Here is a 16,868-nt window from a genome sequence, read left to right on the forward strand (position 1 = left end):
TCGCGACCGGGGCGAGGGCTTCTGCCTGCTGAACGACCAGGCCGCCGCCGCCGCCCAGCGCACCCAGGCCGCCCGCGCCCAGGCCGCCCAGGCCGCCGCCGTGGTCACCCAGGCCCGCAACGACTACCGCCAGGCCACCGAGCAAATCAGCGTCTCCGAAGCCCAGATTGCGCAGGCCCAGGCCGCCGCCGACCAAGCCCGGCTCCAGCTTTCCTACACCAAGATATACGCCACCGAAAACGGCCGCGTGACCGGCAAAGCCGTGGATGAGGGGCAGACCGTGGTCGTGGGCCAGCAGCTGCTGCTCATTACCTACGGGCAGTTGTGGGTGACCGCCAACTTTAAGGAAACGCAGCTGGCGCGCATGCGGGTGGGCCAGCCGGTACTGATTGAGGTCGATACCTACTCGGGCGAGCAGTTCCGGGGGTCGGTTGAGAGCTTCCAGCGGGGCACTGGGGCGCGCTTCAGCCTGCTACCGGCCGAGAACGCCACCGGCAACTACGTGAAGGTGGTGCAGCGCATTCCGGTCAAAATTGTGTTCAACGGCCAGCCCGACCTGCACCTGCTGGCCCCCGGCATGTCGGTGACGCCCGAGGTAGACATCACCGTGGTGCCTACCCAGCAGGCCGCCGACACCACCCACCTCGAGGCCAGCCCCCGCGTGGTGAACCACGAGGCCAGCCGCCGGGTGGGGCCCAAGAAATAACTTTTTGACTGTCAAGCTCAACCCTCCTTCACTTATGGAAGCCCCCACCCCTCCCGGCCGCTGGGAAGCCGACCTCAACGGCTTTTTTGCCACCCTCGCGCAAGAGGACCAGACGTTTATCGACAACCTAAAGCGCCAGACCGATTTTTATCACAACACAGCCCGTCCGGCTCTCGAAACGGCCGCCGCCGCCCTGCACCCACACGCCCGCACCTGCGAAACCGGCTTCGACGATGGCCGCGTGTACCTCATCGTGCGGCACTTAGAGGGCCCCGTCGAGTTCCAATACGCCGTGGTAGCCGAGGTGCGCATCGAGGCTGTGCTGCCCTACGTGCACTGCTGGTTTGAGGAAAACAAGCTGGCCAAGGCCATCGCTGCCGAGCAAGGCCAGCCCGAGGCGCCGCCCAAAGATGACAAAGGCGGAGAAAAGGAGGACAAGGGCGACGACAGCAAAGAAGAAGGCGACGATGATAAAGCGGAAGGTGGCGACGAGAAGCAAGACGACAAGGAGCCGACCCGCACCAAAACCATCGAGCTGCTGAGCACCTGGCGCGACGACCGCCAGCTAGAGAGCGTGACGCAGGAAGAAATACTCACCGATTTCCTCAACCATTATAAAGAAGCCGTGGCGCAGGCGCGCACCCACCTGCACACCACGCCGCGCTAGCGCCGGCCACCTTTTCCTTCCTTTTTCCTTCGCCATGGCGCAAACGCAAACCTTGTCCAAGCCCGCCGGGGCCGCGCTGGCCGGCAACCTCAAGTGGGCCATCGCCATCACGGTGGCGCTGGGCACGTTTATGGACGTGCTGGACAACTCCAGCGTGTCGGTGGCCCTGCAAAACATCGGCGGCAGCCTGGGGGCCTCGCAAGACGACGTGACTTGGGTGATTACGGTGCTGTTGCTGGCTAAGGCCGTGATGCTGCCCACGGCCAGCTTTTTGTCCACGGCCATTGGGCGGTCGCGCCTGTTTATGCTGGCGCTGGTGGCCTACGGGGTGTCGTCGCTGCTGTGCGGGCTCTCAACGTCGCTGGGCATGTTGCTGGTAATGCGGGCCTTCCAAGGCCTGTGCGGCGGCATTATTCCGCCTGTCGGCCAGGCCATTCTCAAAGATTCCTTCCCGCCCGCCGAGCAGGGGCAGGCGTTTGCGCTGTTTGGGGTGGCCACGGTGGTGGCCCCCACGGTGGGGCCCCTGCTCTGCGGCTGGCTCGTGGACAGCTACAGCTGGCACTGGGTGTTTTTCGTCAACGTGCCCATCGCCCTCATCACCGCGTTCCTGGTAACGGCCCTGGTAAAGGATCCGCCGGAGCTGGTGAAGGAAAAGGCCAACGCCTGGGCCAAGGGCATCAGCGTGGACTACATCGGCCTTAGCCTGCTAGGTCTGGGCCTGAGCGCGTTGCAGTACGTATTGAGCCGGGGCGAGCGCGAGGACTGGTTCAGCTCGCAAGCCATTATCCTGCTCAGCGTGGCGGCGGCGGTGCTGCTGGTGGGCGGCATTGTTTGGGAAATGCGCACCAAAAACCCGCTCCTCGACCTGAGTTTGTTCCGCAACCGCACGTTCACGGCGGCCATGCTGGTCATGTTTGTGGTGGGGGCCCTGCTCTACGGCAGCACCACGCAGCTGCCGCAGTTTTTGCAGTCGCTGCTGGGCTACCGGGCCGTCGATAGCGGCCTGGCCATCACACCGGGCGGCCTGTCGCTCATTTTGCTGATGCCGATAGTGGGCTGGCTGACGGGCAAGGTGCAGGCCCGCTGGCTGATTGCCTTTGGCCTAGTCGTCAGCTCCCTGGCCTGCTTCAACTATGCCCACATCCTCAGCACCAGTGTCGATTTCCGCACGGTGGCCACGGCGCGCATTTACCAGAGCCTGGGGCTGGGCTTCTTGTTCGTGCCCATCAGCGTGGCCTCCTACGTGGGCCTGGCCAAGTCCAAAACCAACCAGGTGGCCATGTTCACCAACCTGGTGCAGACGATTGGGGGCGGCTTTGGTATCGCGGCCATCGAAACCGTAATTGCCCGCCGCAGCCAGTTCCACCAAAGCCGCATCATCGACCACCTTTCCTTCACCAACCCCGACTACGCGGCGGGCCTGCGCCAGTTCGCCACCTCCGTGTTCGGCCGGGTCAACGCCAACGGGGCCGATGCCATGCGGCAGGCCCAGGGGGCCCTCTACCGCATTGTGCAGCAACAGGCCACCACCCTGGCCTACACCGACGCCTTTTACCTGCTGGGTTTCGCCTGCATCTTCTCGGTGGGCCTCGTGTTTTTGATGAAGCCCAACAAGCTTGGCGCGGGCAGCAAGGGCGCCGATGCGGCTGCTTGAGGCCGGCGGCCTTACCCCCACGTGCGCTGCCAACCGCCACGCTTATCTTGCCCGTTATGAAAATTCTCCCAGGTATTTTATCTGCGTTTTTGCTACTGGGCACAGCGGCGCACGCCCAAACCACCACGGCCGAAACCGCCGCCGTGAAGCAAACCATTACCACTTTTTTTGACGGTATGCGGCGCGGCGACAGCACGCTGGTGCGCCGCACACTGGCCCCAGGGGCTGTATTTCACGGCATCGGCGGCCAACCCGTTGCCTTGCAAACGGAGAGCATCGCCGGTTTTTTGAAAGCGGTGGGTACGCCTCACGCCGAGGTTTGGGACGAGCGCGTGCAATTTGAGCGCGTGCTCATCGACGCCAACTTGGCCAGCGTGTGGGCACCGTATGAGTTTTACCTGGGCAGCAAATTCAGCCACTGCGGCTACGATTCCTTTCAATTGGTGAAGCTGGCCAGTGGCTGGAAAATCGCGCATATCATCGACACGCGTCGTAAGGAGAAGTGCAAATAGCCATTGGCCTACTTTGCGCCCATGGAACCCAAACGCTACCCCCGGCAGCTTTCGCGCGGGGCCAACAACGCCGCCATTGCCCTTTCCCTAACTGAAGTCGGCAAGATTTTCAGCTAGGACACGCGCTCTGACATTGGCTCGGAGGCCGAGAAAATGCGCTTTGCCAACGAGGTCAACGGCCTAGTAGTAAAGTTTAGTCGCCTAGAAGTAAACGAAACGCTCGGCGTCGATATGCTCGTAATGGAGCGCCTCTATCCCCTCGATTTTCGGGCCCACGAAGCGGAGATCCGCGAAATACAGTTCGACGTATTCGCTGATGAGCTGCGCACGCTCCACGCCGCCGGCTTCGCTCACCACGACCTTCAGCGGCCCTCCAACCTGCCCGGCGAGCGGTTCGACAATATCCTACTCACCGCCCAAAGCCTGCGGCTGATTGACGTAGGCATTTCAGTGCTGCACCGGCAGGTAGGCGAGGCGTTTTTCAACGCCTACGTGCAGCGGGAATTAGAAGAATTGGCGCGGTTTAGGGCGTTCTTTTTGGGTCGGTAATAAACCCATAGCGCCCCACGTCGCGCCGTTCGCGCCAGGCCAGCCCCGCGGGCAGCTCCTGGGCCGCAAACTCCAGGTGAATCACCCGCAGCGGCCGGTCGCTGGTGCTGCGGTTGGAAGCGTGCAGCAGCAGAGGCTTCATCAGCATCGCGCCGCCTGCGGGCACAGCGCACACCGCAGCGGTGGCCGTGTGGCCGGTAATGGTTTCAGCGGGCACCACGCCGCGCCGGTGCGAACCGGGCACCACTTTCAGGGCCCCATTGGTGGCGTCGCAGTCGTCGAGGTGTAGGCGCACGGTCACGGTATTTTCGAGCACTGCCACCGGCGGCTGCACCGCTACCCAGCCAGCCTTGGCCGTCCAGGGCCCAAACCCGGGCACAACGGCGCGGTGCGCTACGTTAATCATCAAATCCTGATGCCAGGCCACCAGCCAATTCGACCCCGCCGGCTTGTCGAAATAAATAGCCTTGGTGAGGTGGCAGCCGGCCGGAAACAATTCGCCCAACACGTCACGCAGCGCAGCAGTATTTAATAGGGCCCCCAGCGCCGGTATTTCGCCCAGCAAATTTCGAATTGCAAACACGTCCTGGCTACGCCGAAAATTTGCGCCAGCCGCGGGGGCACTTTCGATGCAGTGCAGCAGGGCGGCTATTTCAGACTGGGTAAACAGCTGCGGGATAATTGCGAAGCCCGACTCTTGGAGTGGCCGAACTGATGCAGAAGTGACCATATCAATCGCCAAAAGCTACTAAGCCGCAATTAGCTGTAAATGCTTGCTTTAAAATGAAAGCTAAGTTGGGAACAGCTGCCGCAACAGCAGACGTCAGCATCGCCCGCTTTTGTTGCACGTTCTGACTCATCCATCGGAACTTGCCGTAATAATCGAGGTGGCTTTCGATAATCTTTAAATCCTGTGCTGCTACAAATTCCTCATATTCAATACCGCCGACATAGGTTAAGCCCCAGTGATGCACGGGTTTTTCGTCGGGGATAAAACTAAAATCTAGCACTATCTGGAATTAATTTATTCGAACGTCATGCTCATCTGGCGTCCCCGCAGTTAAAGTGCTTCGCTCTGCATGACGTTGTTTTTTCTCGTGGTTAAATGCTTAAGCCCCCACCGGCTCCCCTATCACTTCCTTCTCAATCCATTTCCCATCTTCGCGCATTAGTTCGATTAGTTCGTCCACGGCGCGTTCTTCGGGGACGGCTTTTTTGATGACGTCCTGGCCGCGGTAGAGGGCAATTTTGCCCTTGCCTACGCCTACGTAGCCGTAGTCGGCGTCGGCCATTTCGCCGGGGCCGTTCACGATGCAGCCCATGATTCCGATTTTAATGCCCTTGAGGTGGTCGGTTCGCTGGCGGATCATGGCGGTGGTTTCCTGCAAGTCGAACAGGGTGCGGCCGCAGCTGGGGCAGCTGATGTACTCGGTCTTGCTCATGCGGGTGCGCGCCGCCTGCAAAATGCCAAAACTGAGCTGGTTGAGGCCATCGATCCGGGTCTGCCATTCTTCCTGCGATGCCTCGGGCAGCAGTTCTGTGCCCAGTGCAATACCATCACCGAGGCCGTCGATGAGCAGCCCCCCCGCATCGGTGGCGGCGTCGAGCTGTGTTTGGGCGGCCGGTTGGGGCCCGTAAGACCGGCAAATAACGACCGGGCAGTTCACGCCGGCATTGATTACTTCGAAGAATGCCCGGCGCATTTCCGGCATGGCGTGGGCGTTGGTCGTCACAAAGACCAGCACCACGGTACGGTCGTCGCGCAAGCGAGCAAGCAGGGGGGCATCGAGGACGTCTAGGCTCAGCATCAGGAAATTGAGCTGCGGGTGGTGCTCAGGCAGTCCGCTTCGGCGGGGGTCGGCCATGTAGCGGTCGGCCGTCATCAGGGGGAAGTGGTCGGGGCGGCGCCCGCCGTCGGCCCAGGCGGTGTAGTTCACGATTTCCTTCAGGCCATTGGGCAGCATGAAGGGCACTGGCCGTTCGCCGGTATAGATGTAATCGGCCCCCAGGTCCGACATCTGAAATTTGTCGAGGAACGGCGAGTACAGGTGGCCGGCGGCGCGCAGATCGCCGTACTCCAGCCGCGGCAGGCGCGAGAGGTCGGCGATGACGCGCGGCACGTTTAGGCCCCCGAAGTTCAGCACCTCGTGGGTGGAGCGGCGCAGGTACTGGAACGGGTTGATGGGCTCGGTACCCTCCAGCGGCCGAATGGGCCGGGCCGTGGCGGCGCGGCCCACGTAGCGGTCAATCAGCATGCGGGCCACGGGGGCCTCGGCCTCGGGGGCTTCCGTCAGGCTCACGCGCACGGTGTCGCCCAGGCCGTCTTCGAGCAGCGTGCCGATGCCCACGGCCGATTTGATGCGGCCGTCCTCGGCTTCGCCGGCCTCCGTCACGCCCAGGTGCAGCGGGTAGGGTTGCAGGCCTTCTTCGTCGAGCTTTTGCACCAGCAGGCGGTAGGCCTGCACCATCACCTGGGTGTTGCTGGCCTTCATGCTCAGCACCACATCATAGTAATTTTCTTCTTCGCAGAGGCGCAAGAATTCCAGCGCCGACTCCACCATGCCCAGCGGCGTGTCGCCGTAACGGCTCAGGATCCGGTCGCTCAGCGAGCCGTGGTTGGTGCCGATGCGCATGGCCGTGCCGTACTGCTTGCAAATTTTCACCAGCGGCCGGAACCGCTCGCGGATGCGCTCGACCTCGGCCGCGTAGCTGGCGTCGGTGTAGTCAATCTCCTCGAAGCGTTTTTTGTCGGCGTAGTTGCCCGGGTTCACGCGCACTTTCTCCACGATGCGGGCGGCCAGCTCGGCAGCGTTGGGCGTGAAGTGGATATCGGCAATGAGCGGCACGTTGCAGCCGCGGGCCCGCAGTTCCTTCTTGATTTCCAGCAGGTTCTGGGCCTCCTTCACGCTGGGGGCCGTAATGCGCACGTACTCGCAGCCGGCGGCCACCATGCGCAGGGTTTGCTCCACCGAACCTTGCGTGTCCATCGTGTCCACGGTGGTCATGCTCTGCACACGGATGGGGTAGTCGCCGCCCATGGGCACGCCGCCGATGTTTACTACCCGCGCCACGCGGCGCTGGTACTCAGTCAGGCTGGGGCAATACGTCTTGTTCATGGCCAGAAACTAGGGGCCCCGGGCGAAAGTTACGGGGTACCACAAAGGTAACTTGGCGGCGCGGCGTCTGCCCGGTCTATTCTATCGGCCGCCGCGTTGCAGGGGCCCCACGCCCACGCCTGGGTGGGCGCAAGGCAACCCGTAGCGCGGCCTTGCGCGCAGCGATTTTCGCTGCAACACTCGCACCATTAGGGCCCGGAACGGCAGTTTCTGCGGCCGCTGAACGGAGCTCAAGAATGTTCTATTTGCCTACTTCCAACACGATTTTGCCGATGTGGGCGCTGCTTTCCAGCAACTGGTGCGCGGCGGCGGCCTCAGCCAGCGGGAAGGTTTGGTGAATGAGTGGGCGGAGCTGGCCCGCCGCTACCAAGGGCCAAACGTACTGCTCGACGGCCGCAGCCAACGCTGCTTTAAAATCGGCTGAGCGCGGGCGCAGCGTGCTGCCCGTGATGGTGAGGCGGCGCTGCATCACGGCCAGGGCATCGAAGGCCCCCGCGCCGCCCTGCGTGGCGTTGATGAACACCAGGCTTCCGTCGTCGCGCAGCAAGCGCAAGTTTTTGGCGATGTAATCGCCGCCCACCATGTCGAGGATGACGTCGACGCCTTCGCCTTTCAGCACTTGCTCGAAGTCCTCGGTTTTGTAGTTGATGGCCCAATCGGCGCCCAGGTCGCGGCAGGCCGCGCACTTGGCATCCGAACCCGCCGTGACGGCCACGCGGCTGCCCAGGGCCCGGCCCAGCTGAATGGCCGTGGTGCCAATGCCGCTGCTGCCGCCGTGCACCAGCAGCGTTTCGCCCGGCTGCAGGGCCCCGCGTTGGAACACGTTGTGCCACACCGTGAACACGGTTTCGGGCAGGGCCGCGGCTTCCACCGGGCTCAGGCCGGCGGGCATGGGCAGGCAATGCCGGGCGTCGACCACCGCGTATTCGGCGTAGCCGCCGCTCGCCAGCAGGGCGCACACAGCGTCGCCGGGTTGCCAACGCGGGGCCCCGGGGCCGCAGGCCTCCACCACGCCCGCTATTTCAAGGCCGGGCACCGAGCCCGCCACGTCGCCGCTGCCAGCGTATTTGCCCTGGCGCAGCAGCACATCGGGGCGGTTCACGCCGGCGGCCTGCACGCGCACCAGCACCTGCCCGGCGGCGGGCCGGGGCGTGGGGGTGTCACCGAGTTGCAATACGTCGGGGCCGCCGGCTTGGCGAACGGTAATGGCTTTCATGGGCGGGCAGTGCGGGTGGGTACGGGGCCCTGTACGGCCGCCACCGCACGGCCGTTACTTGGCCGAAAGCTGCCGCTGCAGCGCCTGCACCTGGTGCTCCAGTTCCAGGTTGCGGAACGTTACCTTGGCTTCGAGGTCGGCGTAGGAGCTTTGGAGCTGTTCCGCCGCTATTTTCTGGTCGTGAATGTCGGTGCACGTGCCAAACCACGTCGTCAGGGCCCCCGCCGCGTCGCGCCACGGCCGCGCCTGGCCCAAAAACCAGCGGTACGCCCCATCGGCCGCCCTGAAGCGGTACTCAATCTCATAGTCGGCCCCGGTGGCCAGCGAATGGCCCCACACTTTGCTGGCGCGGGCCCGGTCATCGGGGTGCAGCAAGTTGTTCCACATTTCGGGGCCCACACTATCGGCCAGCGTGTAGCCCGTAAAGTCGATCCACCGCTGGTTGAAGTAGGTATGAAAGCCGGTGGCGTCGGTTATCCACACCAGCTGCGGAATCATATCGGCCAGAAATGTAAATTGCTCAGGCCCGGCAGTGGGGATGGCGTCAGAAGGAGAAGCAGCAGAATTCACGAAGCAACGAAGAATAAAACGTACCAATCAATTAAGAAAGCGGTCCCTACAGCCGGCCCAGCTGCAGCTCCATGCCCGAGGCAAAGTACAGGCTAAGCTGGCTGCGCACGCCGTCGGCCGAGCGGCGCAGGCGCGTCACCAGGGCCCTAGTTTCCTCGGCGGGCAGCTCGAAGCGCAGGTACGGGCGGTTCAGCAGCTCGTCGCGCGTCACGGCCCAGCGGCCGGTTTCGGCCGGGCCATCGGGCGCGGCGTGCGTTTCCAGCTGCCCGGGGCCCAGCACCAGCCGCGTGGCCTGGGCCAGCAGGCTGCTGGGGTCGTTGCGGTTCAGCACCCGGCTGAGCACCGCCCAGTCGCCGTCGAAATACGCATCGGGGATTTGTTGTAAATTAATATCCAGAAGCAAATCAGTCATGTACGAGTATAAACTGCGCCGGGAGGGCCCCGGGCGCAAAAATTAGAACGCTTTGGGCTAACTAAAAGCGGGCCACTTTGCCCGCTGCCATCGGCCTAAACCACAACCAACAACGGTACTGTTCGCGTACTTGTTCCACTTCTACTCACGTTTATCGCCGCCCACCAGCGATTGTTTACTACTCGCCGTACCCGGCGCCCCGCCTTATGAAAACCCCCGCGTTGTTTCCGCTCGTGGCCCGCGCCGCCCGCCGCACCGGCCTCACGGCCTGGCAAACGGGCCGCTTGTTCCGCCAGCTCGCCGCCCGGGCCCTCGACGCGGTACAGGACGTGTTGCGGGCCGAAGTGGAGAAGGGCAACCTCAAGCTCGTCGCCGATTTCCTATCCAATAAAGCCGTGCCTGCCGCCCGGGTGCTGCTGCTCGAGCGCATGAGCGTGCGCCTGTTGGCCCGCCTGGGCCTGCGCGGGGCCCTGGCCTCCAACGTGGTGGGCTGGGTGCTGCCCTTCGTGCTAGAAAAACTGGTGGTGGTGGCCCTGAAAAGCGGCCTGCTCGACAAGCTGAAGGCCAACCCCACCGTGGGCGAAGCCCTTGGCCGGCTCGACGAGCTGCGCCTTGCCGCCTGGCACGTGCTCGTACCCGATCCAGGCAGCGGGGCCGAACTGGTTGCCGGCGAAGCCCCCGCCCCGCTGCCCGGCCCCACCGGCGGGGGCCCCGCGTAGCCGCTGGCCCGCGGCAGCCGTAGAAGGCACAGTTGTGTTTCCCCCTCGTATGCAAACCCTAGTTTCGCTGCCTTTCCTCAACGTGCACTTGCACAACGGGGGGCCCTTCGCTACGCTCGAAACCGAATGGCTGGGCTTTGCCGGTAGCAACGATTTCCGCAACGCCCTCACCGAAACCCTGCGCTTAGCGCAGCAATACCACGTGAAGGGCTGGGTAGCCGACGACCGCCGGCTAGGAGCCGTGCGCCCCAAAGACCTGGAGTGGGCACACGCCAACCTACTTAAGCCCGTGTCTCTGATCGGTCTACAGCGTTTCGCGCACCTCGAATCGGTGGAGGTACTCAACCGCGTCACCATCGACGGCATGTACCAAACTGCCCTGCCCGGACTCCCCTTTGAATTTCGGCACTTCACCACTTTGCCCGAAGCCCGCGCTTGGGCTGGGGGCAATTAGGGCCCCAGGGGGCACCGGACAGGGCGGGCACAAAAAAAGGCAGCCCACGCAGGCTGCCTCTTTCAAAACCGGGGCGCGGCGAGAATTCCCACCCAACACCGGACCCGATCCTACCCCTTGGGGCCTAGTTCCGGAACAAAAGCTCACGGTACTTAACCAAGGGCCAGTCCTCATCGGCTACCATTTGCTCGAGCTTGTCAACGGCCCGGCGAATAGGAGCGAATTTCGTTTTGATGTCGTCGCAGTAGGCAATGGCCTGGGCGCGCACATCGGTCAGCTTGTTGGCTTCTTTGCGAGCGTCCACCATCGCATCCACGTTGGTTTTGATGGTCGATACGTAGCCCGAAATGGCCTTAATCATTTCAATCGTTACCTGGGCGTGGTCGGTATCGAGGCCCAGCTCGCGCAGGCCGCGCACGTTTTCTACCAGCTTGGTTTGGTAAGCAATGGCCGTGGGAATGATGTGGTTGATGGCCAGATCGCCCATCACGCGGCCTTCAATCTGAATCTTCTTCTGGTACTCTTCCAGCAAAATCTCGTGGCGGGCGTGCAGCTCCACCTCCGATAGGATGCCGTGGCGGGCAAACAGCGCGGCGGCCTCCGGCGTCACCAGGGCGTCGAGGGCCAGGGGCGTGGTCGGCACGTTCTTCAAGCCGCGGCGGGCCGCCTCTTCCTTCCACTCGTCCGAGTAGCCATTGCCCTCGAAACGGATATTTTTCGAACTGATAACGTACTGGCGCAGTACCTCTACAATCGCCACTTCCTTCTTCTTGCCTTCCTCGATCAGGGCGTCCACTTCGGTTTTGAAGTCGATGAGCTGGTCGGCCACAATGGCGTTCAGCGTCGTCATGGCCGACGAGCAGTTGGCCGACGAGCCCACGGCGCGGAACTCGAACTTGTTGCCCGTGAAGGCAAACGGCGAGGTACGGTTACGGTCGGTGTTGTCGAGCAAAATGGGCGGGATTTTATCGATGCCCAATTTAAGGTAAATATTGTCGCCTTTGTCGAGCGGCACCTTGGCCGTGCGCTCCAACTCATCGAGTATCGAGTCCAGCATCGAGCCAACGAACACCGACATGATGGCCGGCGGCGCTTCGTTAGCACCCAGGCGGTGATCGTTCGAGGCCGAGGCGATGCTGGCGCGCAGCAAGTCGCCGTAGCGGTGCACGGCCTTAATGGTGGTGATAAAGAAGGCGAGGAATTGCAGGTTCTCCTTGGGCCGGCGGCCAGGCGCGAGCAGGTTCACGCCCGTATCGGTGCTCATTGCCCAGTTGTTGTGCTTGCCCGAGCCATTCACGCCCGCAAAAGGCTTCTCGTGCAGCAGTACCTTGAGGTTGTGGCGCTCGGCCACGCGCCCCATAATGTCCATCAGCAGCTGGTTGTGGTCCACGGCCAAGTTGGCATCCTCAAAGGTAGGGGCGCACTCAAACTGGTTGGGGGCCACTTCGTTGTGGCGGGTGCGCAGCGGGATGCCGAGTTGGTTGGCCTCTTCCTCGAAGTCGAGCATGAAGCCGTGGGCCCGCGCCGGAATCGAACCAAAGTAATGGTCGTCGAGCTGCTGGCCCTTAGCCGGAGCGTGGCCAAACAGGGTGCGGCCGGTCATCACCAGGTCGGGGCGAGCGTCGTACAACGCTTTGTCTACCAAGAAGTATTCTTGCTCAATGCCCAGCGTAGTGTGCACCCGGTTCACGTCCTTATCAAAGTACTGGCACACGTCCACGGCTGCTTTTTCAAGCAAGGCCAGCGACTTTAGCAGCGGGGCTTTGTAGTCGAGCGCCTCGCCGGTGTAAGCCACAAAAATCGTGGGGATGCACAGCGTTTTGGCGCCGACGGTTTCGATGATGAAAGCGGGCGAAGTGGGGTCCCAGGCGGTATAGCCGCGGGCCTCAAACGTGTTGCGGATGCCGCCGTTGGGAAACGACGAGGCATCGGGCTCCTGTTGCACCAGCGCCGAGCCTTTGAAGCTCTCGATGGCGCGTCCTTCCGAGTTCAGGTCGAAGAACGAGTCGTGCTTTTCGGCGGTGGCGCCGGTCAGGGGCTGGAACCAGTGCGTGTAGTGCGTAGCGCCCTTGGCCATGGCCCAGGTTTTCATGGCCGAAGCCACAGCGTCGGCCACGCCGCGCTCTACGGCCGCGCCTTGCTTCACAGCGGCTTGCAGCTTCTTGAAATACTCGCCGGCCATGTTGGCCCGCATAGCTTCCAGGTTGAACACATTTTGGCCGAAGCTGTCGGAACGCCGCGGGTGGGCGGGCTTTACAGTAACGGCCTTGCGCTCATTGACCAGTTCAAGTGCTTTGAAACGAAGAATTGCCATGCGAAGCGAGTGATTAGAAAAATACGTGAATTTTGAAAAATGACTACTTATTGGCAGGGCAAAGATATACGTTGAATAACTTTTCCGAATATCTACCCAAAAATAATAGGTATAATTTTAAAAAAGCTGGTTTTTTGAGCAACACTTCGAAAATAAGCAGAGCATTCTGAGCCCGTTGTTTTACGCAAACGTTCCCAAAATAATCGCCCGATTTAGACCCGCATTCAAGGCTTGGGGCCCTGCGCGTACCATGGCCTACCAGCTTCTTACGATGGCCTACTGACTACTCACAAATGGATGGTAGTGCTTGATGCTAGTCTTCGCGCTCCCCCCTTGAGCGGGTTTATCCTGGCCCGCTGATAGGCCACCTCCTTACCACTAGAGCTACAGACCAGCCCCCCCGGTCGCTGGGAAATTAAACGCCTTGCACAGGGCTGCGCTCTAGGCATGGCCACGTGCTCCGCGAACTGCTAACTACAGGAACAAATCAAATCCATATGATTCGTGATTTCTACCTAATTCCCCTTATTTATGAGGTCATAATTTAATTTTTTATACGTTTTATCAAAAATACCCCCTATAATTACAGGCAGTTTAAGCTCATCTATTCATATGGCAGCGATTTAGAGATATAAAGTGAAACGCCTTCGAAAAAGACGTTTTATGGTTGAAGCCCTTTTGAAAGCTCCTTACCTCCTTTTAATTTCACCTTTAAAGTAGCCTGATGAAGCACCTTCTTTACTCGCTTGCCCTTACCTGCACTGCGCTAAGCGCCCGCGCCCAGACCGATACAACGGACGTTGGAAAGCTGACGATTTCAGGTTACATCGACTCTTACTACCTGACGGCATTTAACCGCCCACAGTCTGGCAACTTGCTGGGAGTGGACCAATTGGCGGGCCGCGCCTTCGACCGCCTCACCGACCAGTTTGCCCTGGGCCTGGTGCAGGCCAAGCTCGCTTATTCCAACCGCAAGTCGGACCTGGTAATCGACCTGACCTTTGGTCCTAATGCGGAACTGGGGAACTTTGGCAACACAACCGGGGCCCTCAACCTGTACCGGCCGCAGTCGCCCTACAGCGCGGCATTGTATGGCACCTCGGCGGCCATCAAGCAAGCCTATTTCACTTACCGAATCATTCCCAAACTCAGCTTCACGGTAGGGCAATTTGGCACCCACATCGGCTACGAGGTCATTGATGCGCCGCTCAACTACAATTACTCGCTCTCGAACCTGTTCAACAACGGGCCCTTCTACCACGTCGGCTTGAAAGCGGCCTATGCTTTCAGCGACAAAACCTCGGTGATGCTGGGCGTAGTGAACAACTGGGACAACCTGGCAGACGACAACAAGCAGAAGTCGCTCGTCGGCCAGCTCTCCCTGAAGCCTTTGAGCACCATGACGGTGTACCTGAACTGGATTGGCGGCCACGGCGACGACACCTACCTGACTACGCTGGTTCAGAGCGGAACGCTTCCGGCACTTTTTCAGGACTACCAGCGCAACCTGTTCGACTTGGTAGTGAATTACCAACTGACGCCCAAGTTTTACCTAGGTCTGAACGGGGCTTACGGGTGGTACAACTTCCACACCAACTCGGCCACCGAAGCCGCAGCGGTTACGGCCGCCTTCGACAAAACCCGCCCCAGCTGGGGCGGGGTGGCGCTGTATTCCAACTACGCCATCAACGACGTGGTGGGCGTGGGCGTGCGCTACGAGCATTTCGAGGACAAGCACAGCGTGCGCTACCTGCAGACCGTCAACAACTCACTCACCGTCACCACGCCCATCACGCTGGCGGCCACTAAGCTGATCATCAAGCCCGAGTTCCGCCTGGATACCTCGCCCAGCAACTACTACGAGAACTCGAACGGCGCGGGCACCGGCACGCAAACCACCCTGGGCGTAGCCTTCATCTACAAATACTAGCAACCCAACTGGTAATCAACGCCTGGTTCTTATGCGTCCCATCTATTACTGGCTAGCCCCGGCGCTGCTGCTGGCCCCGGGGGCCCGGGCCCAAGCCCTGCCGCTGGACGAGCACGGCCACGTCTCGTTTTACGAAGTTGTGGCGGCCGACTCGCTGCCCGCCGGGGCCCTGTACGCCCACGCCAAGGCGTGGCTGCACCGCCGGGGCTACGCGCTGGCCCGGGCCGACTCGGCAGCTGGCCAGCTGGTGGCCACCAACGGCTTTGGGGTGTACGACCGGGGCTACCTCACCAAAAAGATGCACGGCAAAGTGAATTACCAGCTGACCCTGGACGTAAAAAACGGCCGGTACCGCCTGCAATTCAATGACTTTGCCTTCGCTTATTACCAGGAAGACCGCACCTACCACCTCGTGCCCACGGGCAAAACCAAGCTCCTGGAAGACCCCGCCGCGCCCGGCTGGCAGAAGCTCTGGGAAAGCCACCGCAAAGACGCCGTCCTGGCCGTAGCCAGCCTGTCGGACGAATTAAAAACCGCTATGCTGGCCGTGCCCAAGGCCCCGGTATTAGCCCAGCGCCCCCGCTCAACCGATTGGTAGCCGCCCGGTGCCCTACTTTTTTCGCTTCATTTTCACTCCTTAATTTTTCGTACCATGCAAAAGCCTAACGTATTACCGTTGGCACTCCTTCTGGCACTCGGCTTGCTGGCCGCTTTGCTGCCGGCCTTGCCCACCACCATCGTCACAGAAGGCATCAATGCGGGCGACACCGCCTGGATGCTGTGCGCCACGGCGCTGGTGCTGCTGATGACTCCAGGACTAGCCTTTTTCTACGGCGGCATGGTGAACTCGAAGAACGTGATTTCCACCATGTTGCAGAGCTTCGTGGCCATGGGCATCATCAGTCTGCTGTGGGTTGTGGTGGGGTTCAGCCTGGCGTTTGGCTCGTCGCTGGGCGGCTTCCTTGGCGACCCGCGCACATTTTTCATGTTCCGGGACGTGCTCGACGGCAAGCCCTGGTCGCTGATGCCCACCGTGCCGCTGGCGCTGTTCGCGTTTTTCCAGATGAAGTTTGCCATCATCACGCCGGCCCTCATCACGGGAGCCATCGCCGAGCGCATCAACTTCAAGTCCTACATCGTGTTCATCGTGCTGTTCAGCTTGGTGGTGTACGCCCCGCTGGCCCACTGGACCTGGCACCCCGACGGCTTCCTGTTTAAGATGGGCGTGCTCGACTTTGCCGGCGGTACCGTAGTGCACATGTCGGCCGGCTGGGCGGCGCTAGCCTCGGCCATCTACCTCAAGCCCCGTAAAACCTACGGCACCGAGCAGGCCCTGCCCCCGGCCAACATTCCGTTTGTACTCCTGGGCACAGGGCTGCTGTGGTTCGGCTGGTTTGGCTTCAACGCTGGCTCGGCTGGCGCTGCCAACTCACTGGCCGTAAGTGCTTTTGCTACTACCAACGTGGCTGCTTCGGCCGCCGGCCTGGCCTGGATTCTGTTCGACGTGGCCCGCGGCAAGAAGCTCTCGGCCGTTGGCTTCTGCATCGGGGCCGTGGTGGGCCTGGTGGCCATCACGCCGGCCTCCGGCTTCGTAACGATACCGGTGAGCATCTTCATCGGCGTAATAGCAGGGGCTACCAGCAACTTCTTCGCCCACATGCGCTCCAAGTCGCGCCTCGACGACACCCTGGACGTGTTTCCCTGCCACGGCATCGGCGGCATGGTGGGCCTGATCATGACGGGCATTTTCGCCAGCAAGGCCGTGAACGCCGCCGCCGCGGATGGGCTGGCCTATGGCGGTACCTCGCTGTTCCTGAAGCATATGCTGGCGCTGGTCATCGTGTCGGCCTTCGCGTTCTGCGCCTCGTTTGCGCTGCTGAAACTGACGGACCTCATCACCCCGCTGCGCGTGTCGGAAGAAGACGAGCTGATGGGCCTCGACGTCAGCCAGCACGAAGAGCAGCTGCTGGCCACCAACTAAGCAGCCGCGTTTTCCCGGCCACTATCCGTTCGCCTCCCCAGAAACTGACGCCGCGGCGCCGGTCTTTG

Annotated in this window: 17 protein-coding genes; 10 read left to right on the plus strand and 7 right to left on the minus strand. The window is 61.6% G+C overall.

Annotation, left to right across the window (positions count from 1 at the left end):
* The 5 genes from BEN49_RS16925 to BEN49_RS16945 all read left to right on the plus strand — a co-directional run.
* A partial coding sequence (locus BEN49_RS16925; RefSeq protein WP_141765696.1) for an HlyD family secretion protein occupies positions 1-706 on the plus strand: 706 nt, incomplete at its 5' end.
* Positions 707-740: 34 nt separating this feature from the next.
* On the plus strand, positions 741-1,373 hold the full coding sequence (locus BEN49_RS16930) for a hypothetical protein (protein ID WP_070745474.1): 633 nt from the start codon (positions 741-743) through the stop codon (positions 1,371-1,373).
* A 34-nt stretch (positions 1,374-1,407) separates the two neighbouring features.
* The gene (locus BEN49_RS16935; RefSeq protein ID WP_070745477.1) at positions 1,408-3,027 is read left to right on the plus strand and encodes a DHA2 family efflux MFS transporter permease subunit; all 1,620 of its coding nucleotides are present in this window, start codon (positions 1,408-1,410) and stop codon (positions 3,025-3,027) included.
* Positions 3,028-3,083: 56 nt separating this feature from the next.
* Positions 3,084-3,539, plus strand: coding sequence for a nuclear transport factor 2 family protein (locus BEN49_RS16940; RefSeq protein ID WP_070745479.1), 456 nt, complete (start codon positions 3,084-3,086; stop codon positions 3,537-3,539).
* A gap of 153 nt (positions 3,540-3,692) precedes the next feature.
* A complete protein-coding gene (locus BEN49_RS16945) occupies positions 3,693-4,088 on the plus strand; it encodes a hypothetical protein (protein ID WP_070745481.1) in 396 nt (131 codons plus the stop codon).
* Here the strand turns inward: BEN49_RS16945 and BEN49_RS16950 are convergent.
* The 6 genes from BEN49_RS16950 to BEN49_RS16975 form a co-directional block, all read right to left on the minus strand.
* Positions 4,063-4,818, minus strand: a complete 756-nt coding sequence (locus BEN49_RS16950; protein ID WP_070745483.1) for a phytanoyl-CoA dioxygenase family protein — start codon at positions 4,816-4,818, stop codon at positions 4,063-4,065. The genes BEN49_RS16945 and BEN49_RS16950 overlap by 26 nt on opposite strands.
* Before the next feature lies 1 nt (position 4,819).
* Positions 4,820-5,098: a hypothetical protein gene (locus BEN49_RS16955; protein WP_070745485.1), complete on the minus strand. Its 279-nt coding sequence runs from the start codon at positions 5,096-5,098 to the stop codon at positions 4,820-4,822.
* Between the two features lie 99 nt (positions 5,099-5,197).
* Positions 5,198-7,204, minus strand: a complete 2,007-nt coding sequence (gene ispG / locus BEN49_RS16960) for a (E)-4-hydroxy-3-methylbut-2-enyl-diphosphate synthase (protein ID WP_070745487.1) — start codon at positions 7,202-7,204, stop codon at positions 5,198-5,200.
* Positions 7,205-7,445: 241 nt separating this feature from the next.
* Complete coding sequence (locus tag BEN49_RS16965) at positions 7,446-8,420, minus strand: NAD(P)H-quinone oxidoreductase (RefSeq protein ID WP_070745489.1); 975 nt, start codon at positions 8,418-8,420, stop codon at positions 7,446-7,448.
* Between the two features lie 54 nt (positions 8,421-8,474).
* The gene (locus BEN49_RS16970; RefSeq protein WP_262490216.1) at positions 8,475-8,990 is read right to left on the minus strand and encodes a PAS domain-containing protein; all 516 of its coding nucleotides are present in this window, start codon (positions 8,988-8,990) and stop codon (positions 8,475-8,477) included.
* A gap of 46 nt (positions 8,991-9,036) precedes the next feature.
* Positions 9,037-9,402: a hypothetical protein gene (locus BEN49_RS16975; protein WP_070745493.1), complete on the minus strand. Its 366-nt coding sequence runs from the start codon at positions 9,400-9,402 to the stop codon at positions 9,037-9,039.
* Between the two features lie 206 nt (positions 9,403-9,608).
* Between BEN49_RS16975 and BEN49_RS16980 the strand changes: the two genes are divergently transcribed.
* Both BEN49_RS16980 and BEN49_RS16985 read left to right on the plus strand, forming a co-directional pair.
* On the plus strand, positions 9,609-10,121 hold the full coding sequence (locus tag BEN49_RS16980; RefSeq protein WP_070745495.1) for a hypothetical protein: 513 nt from the start codon (positions 9,609-9,611) through the stop codon (positions 10,119-10,121).
* 49 nt (positions 10,122-10,170) lie between these two features.
* The gene (locus tag BEN49_RS16985; protein WP_070745497.1) at positions 10,171-10,575 is read left to right on the plus strand and encodes a hypothetical protein; all 405 of its coding nucleotides are present in this window, start codon (positions 10,171-10,173) and stop codon (positions 10,573-10,575) included.
* A gap of 124 nt (positions 10,576-10,699) precedes the next feature.
* Here the strand turns inward: BEN49_RS16985 and BEN49_RS16990 are convergent, their stop codons facing one another.
* Positions 10,700-12,889, minus strand: coding sequence for a glutamine synthetase III family protein (locus tag BEN49_RS16990; RefSeq protein WP_070745499.1), 2,190 nt, complete (start codon positions 12,887-12,889; stop codon positions 10,700-10,702).
* Positions 12,890-13,613: 724 nt separating this feature from the next.
* Here BEN49_RS16990 and BEN49_RS16995 point away from each other — a divergent pair.
* Genes BEN49_RS16995 through BEN49_RS17005 form a run of 3 tightly spaced genes read left to right on the plus strand, consistent with a single transcriptional unit; the run spans position 13,614 to position 16,800 of the window.
* Positions 13,614-14,819: an outer membrane beta-barrel protein gene (locus tag BEN49_RS16995; protein WP_070745501.1), complete on the plus strand. Its 1,206-nt coding sequence runs from the start codon at positions 13,614-13,616 to the stop codon at positions 14,817-14,819.
* Between the two features lie 31 nt (positions 14,820-14,850).
* Positions 14,851-15,417, plus strand: coding sequence for a DUF4468 domain-containing protein (locus tag BEN49_RS17000; RefSeq protein ID WP_070745503.1), 567 nt, complete (start codon positions 14,851-14,853; stop codon positions 15,415-15,417).
* A 54-nt stretch (positions 15,418-15,471) separates the two neighbouring features.
* Positions 15,472-16,800 carry an ammonium transporter gene (locus BEN49_RS17005; protein WP_070745505.1) on the plus strand — a complete coding sequence of 443 codons (1,329 nt, stop codon included), beginning with the start codon at positions 15,472-15,474 and terminating at the stop codon, positions 16,798-16,800.
* The last annotated feature ends 68 nt before the right edge of the window (positions 16,801-16,868 follow it).

This window comes from Hymenobacter coccineus, assembly GCF_001816125.1.
GTDB classification, from domain to species: Bacteria; Bacteroidota; Bacteroidia; order Cytophagales; family Hymenobacteraceae; genus Hymenobacter; species Hymenobacter coccineus.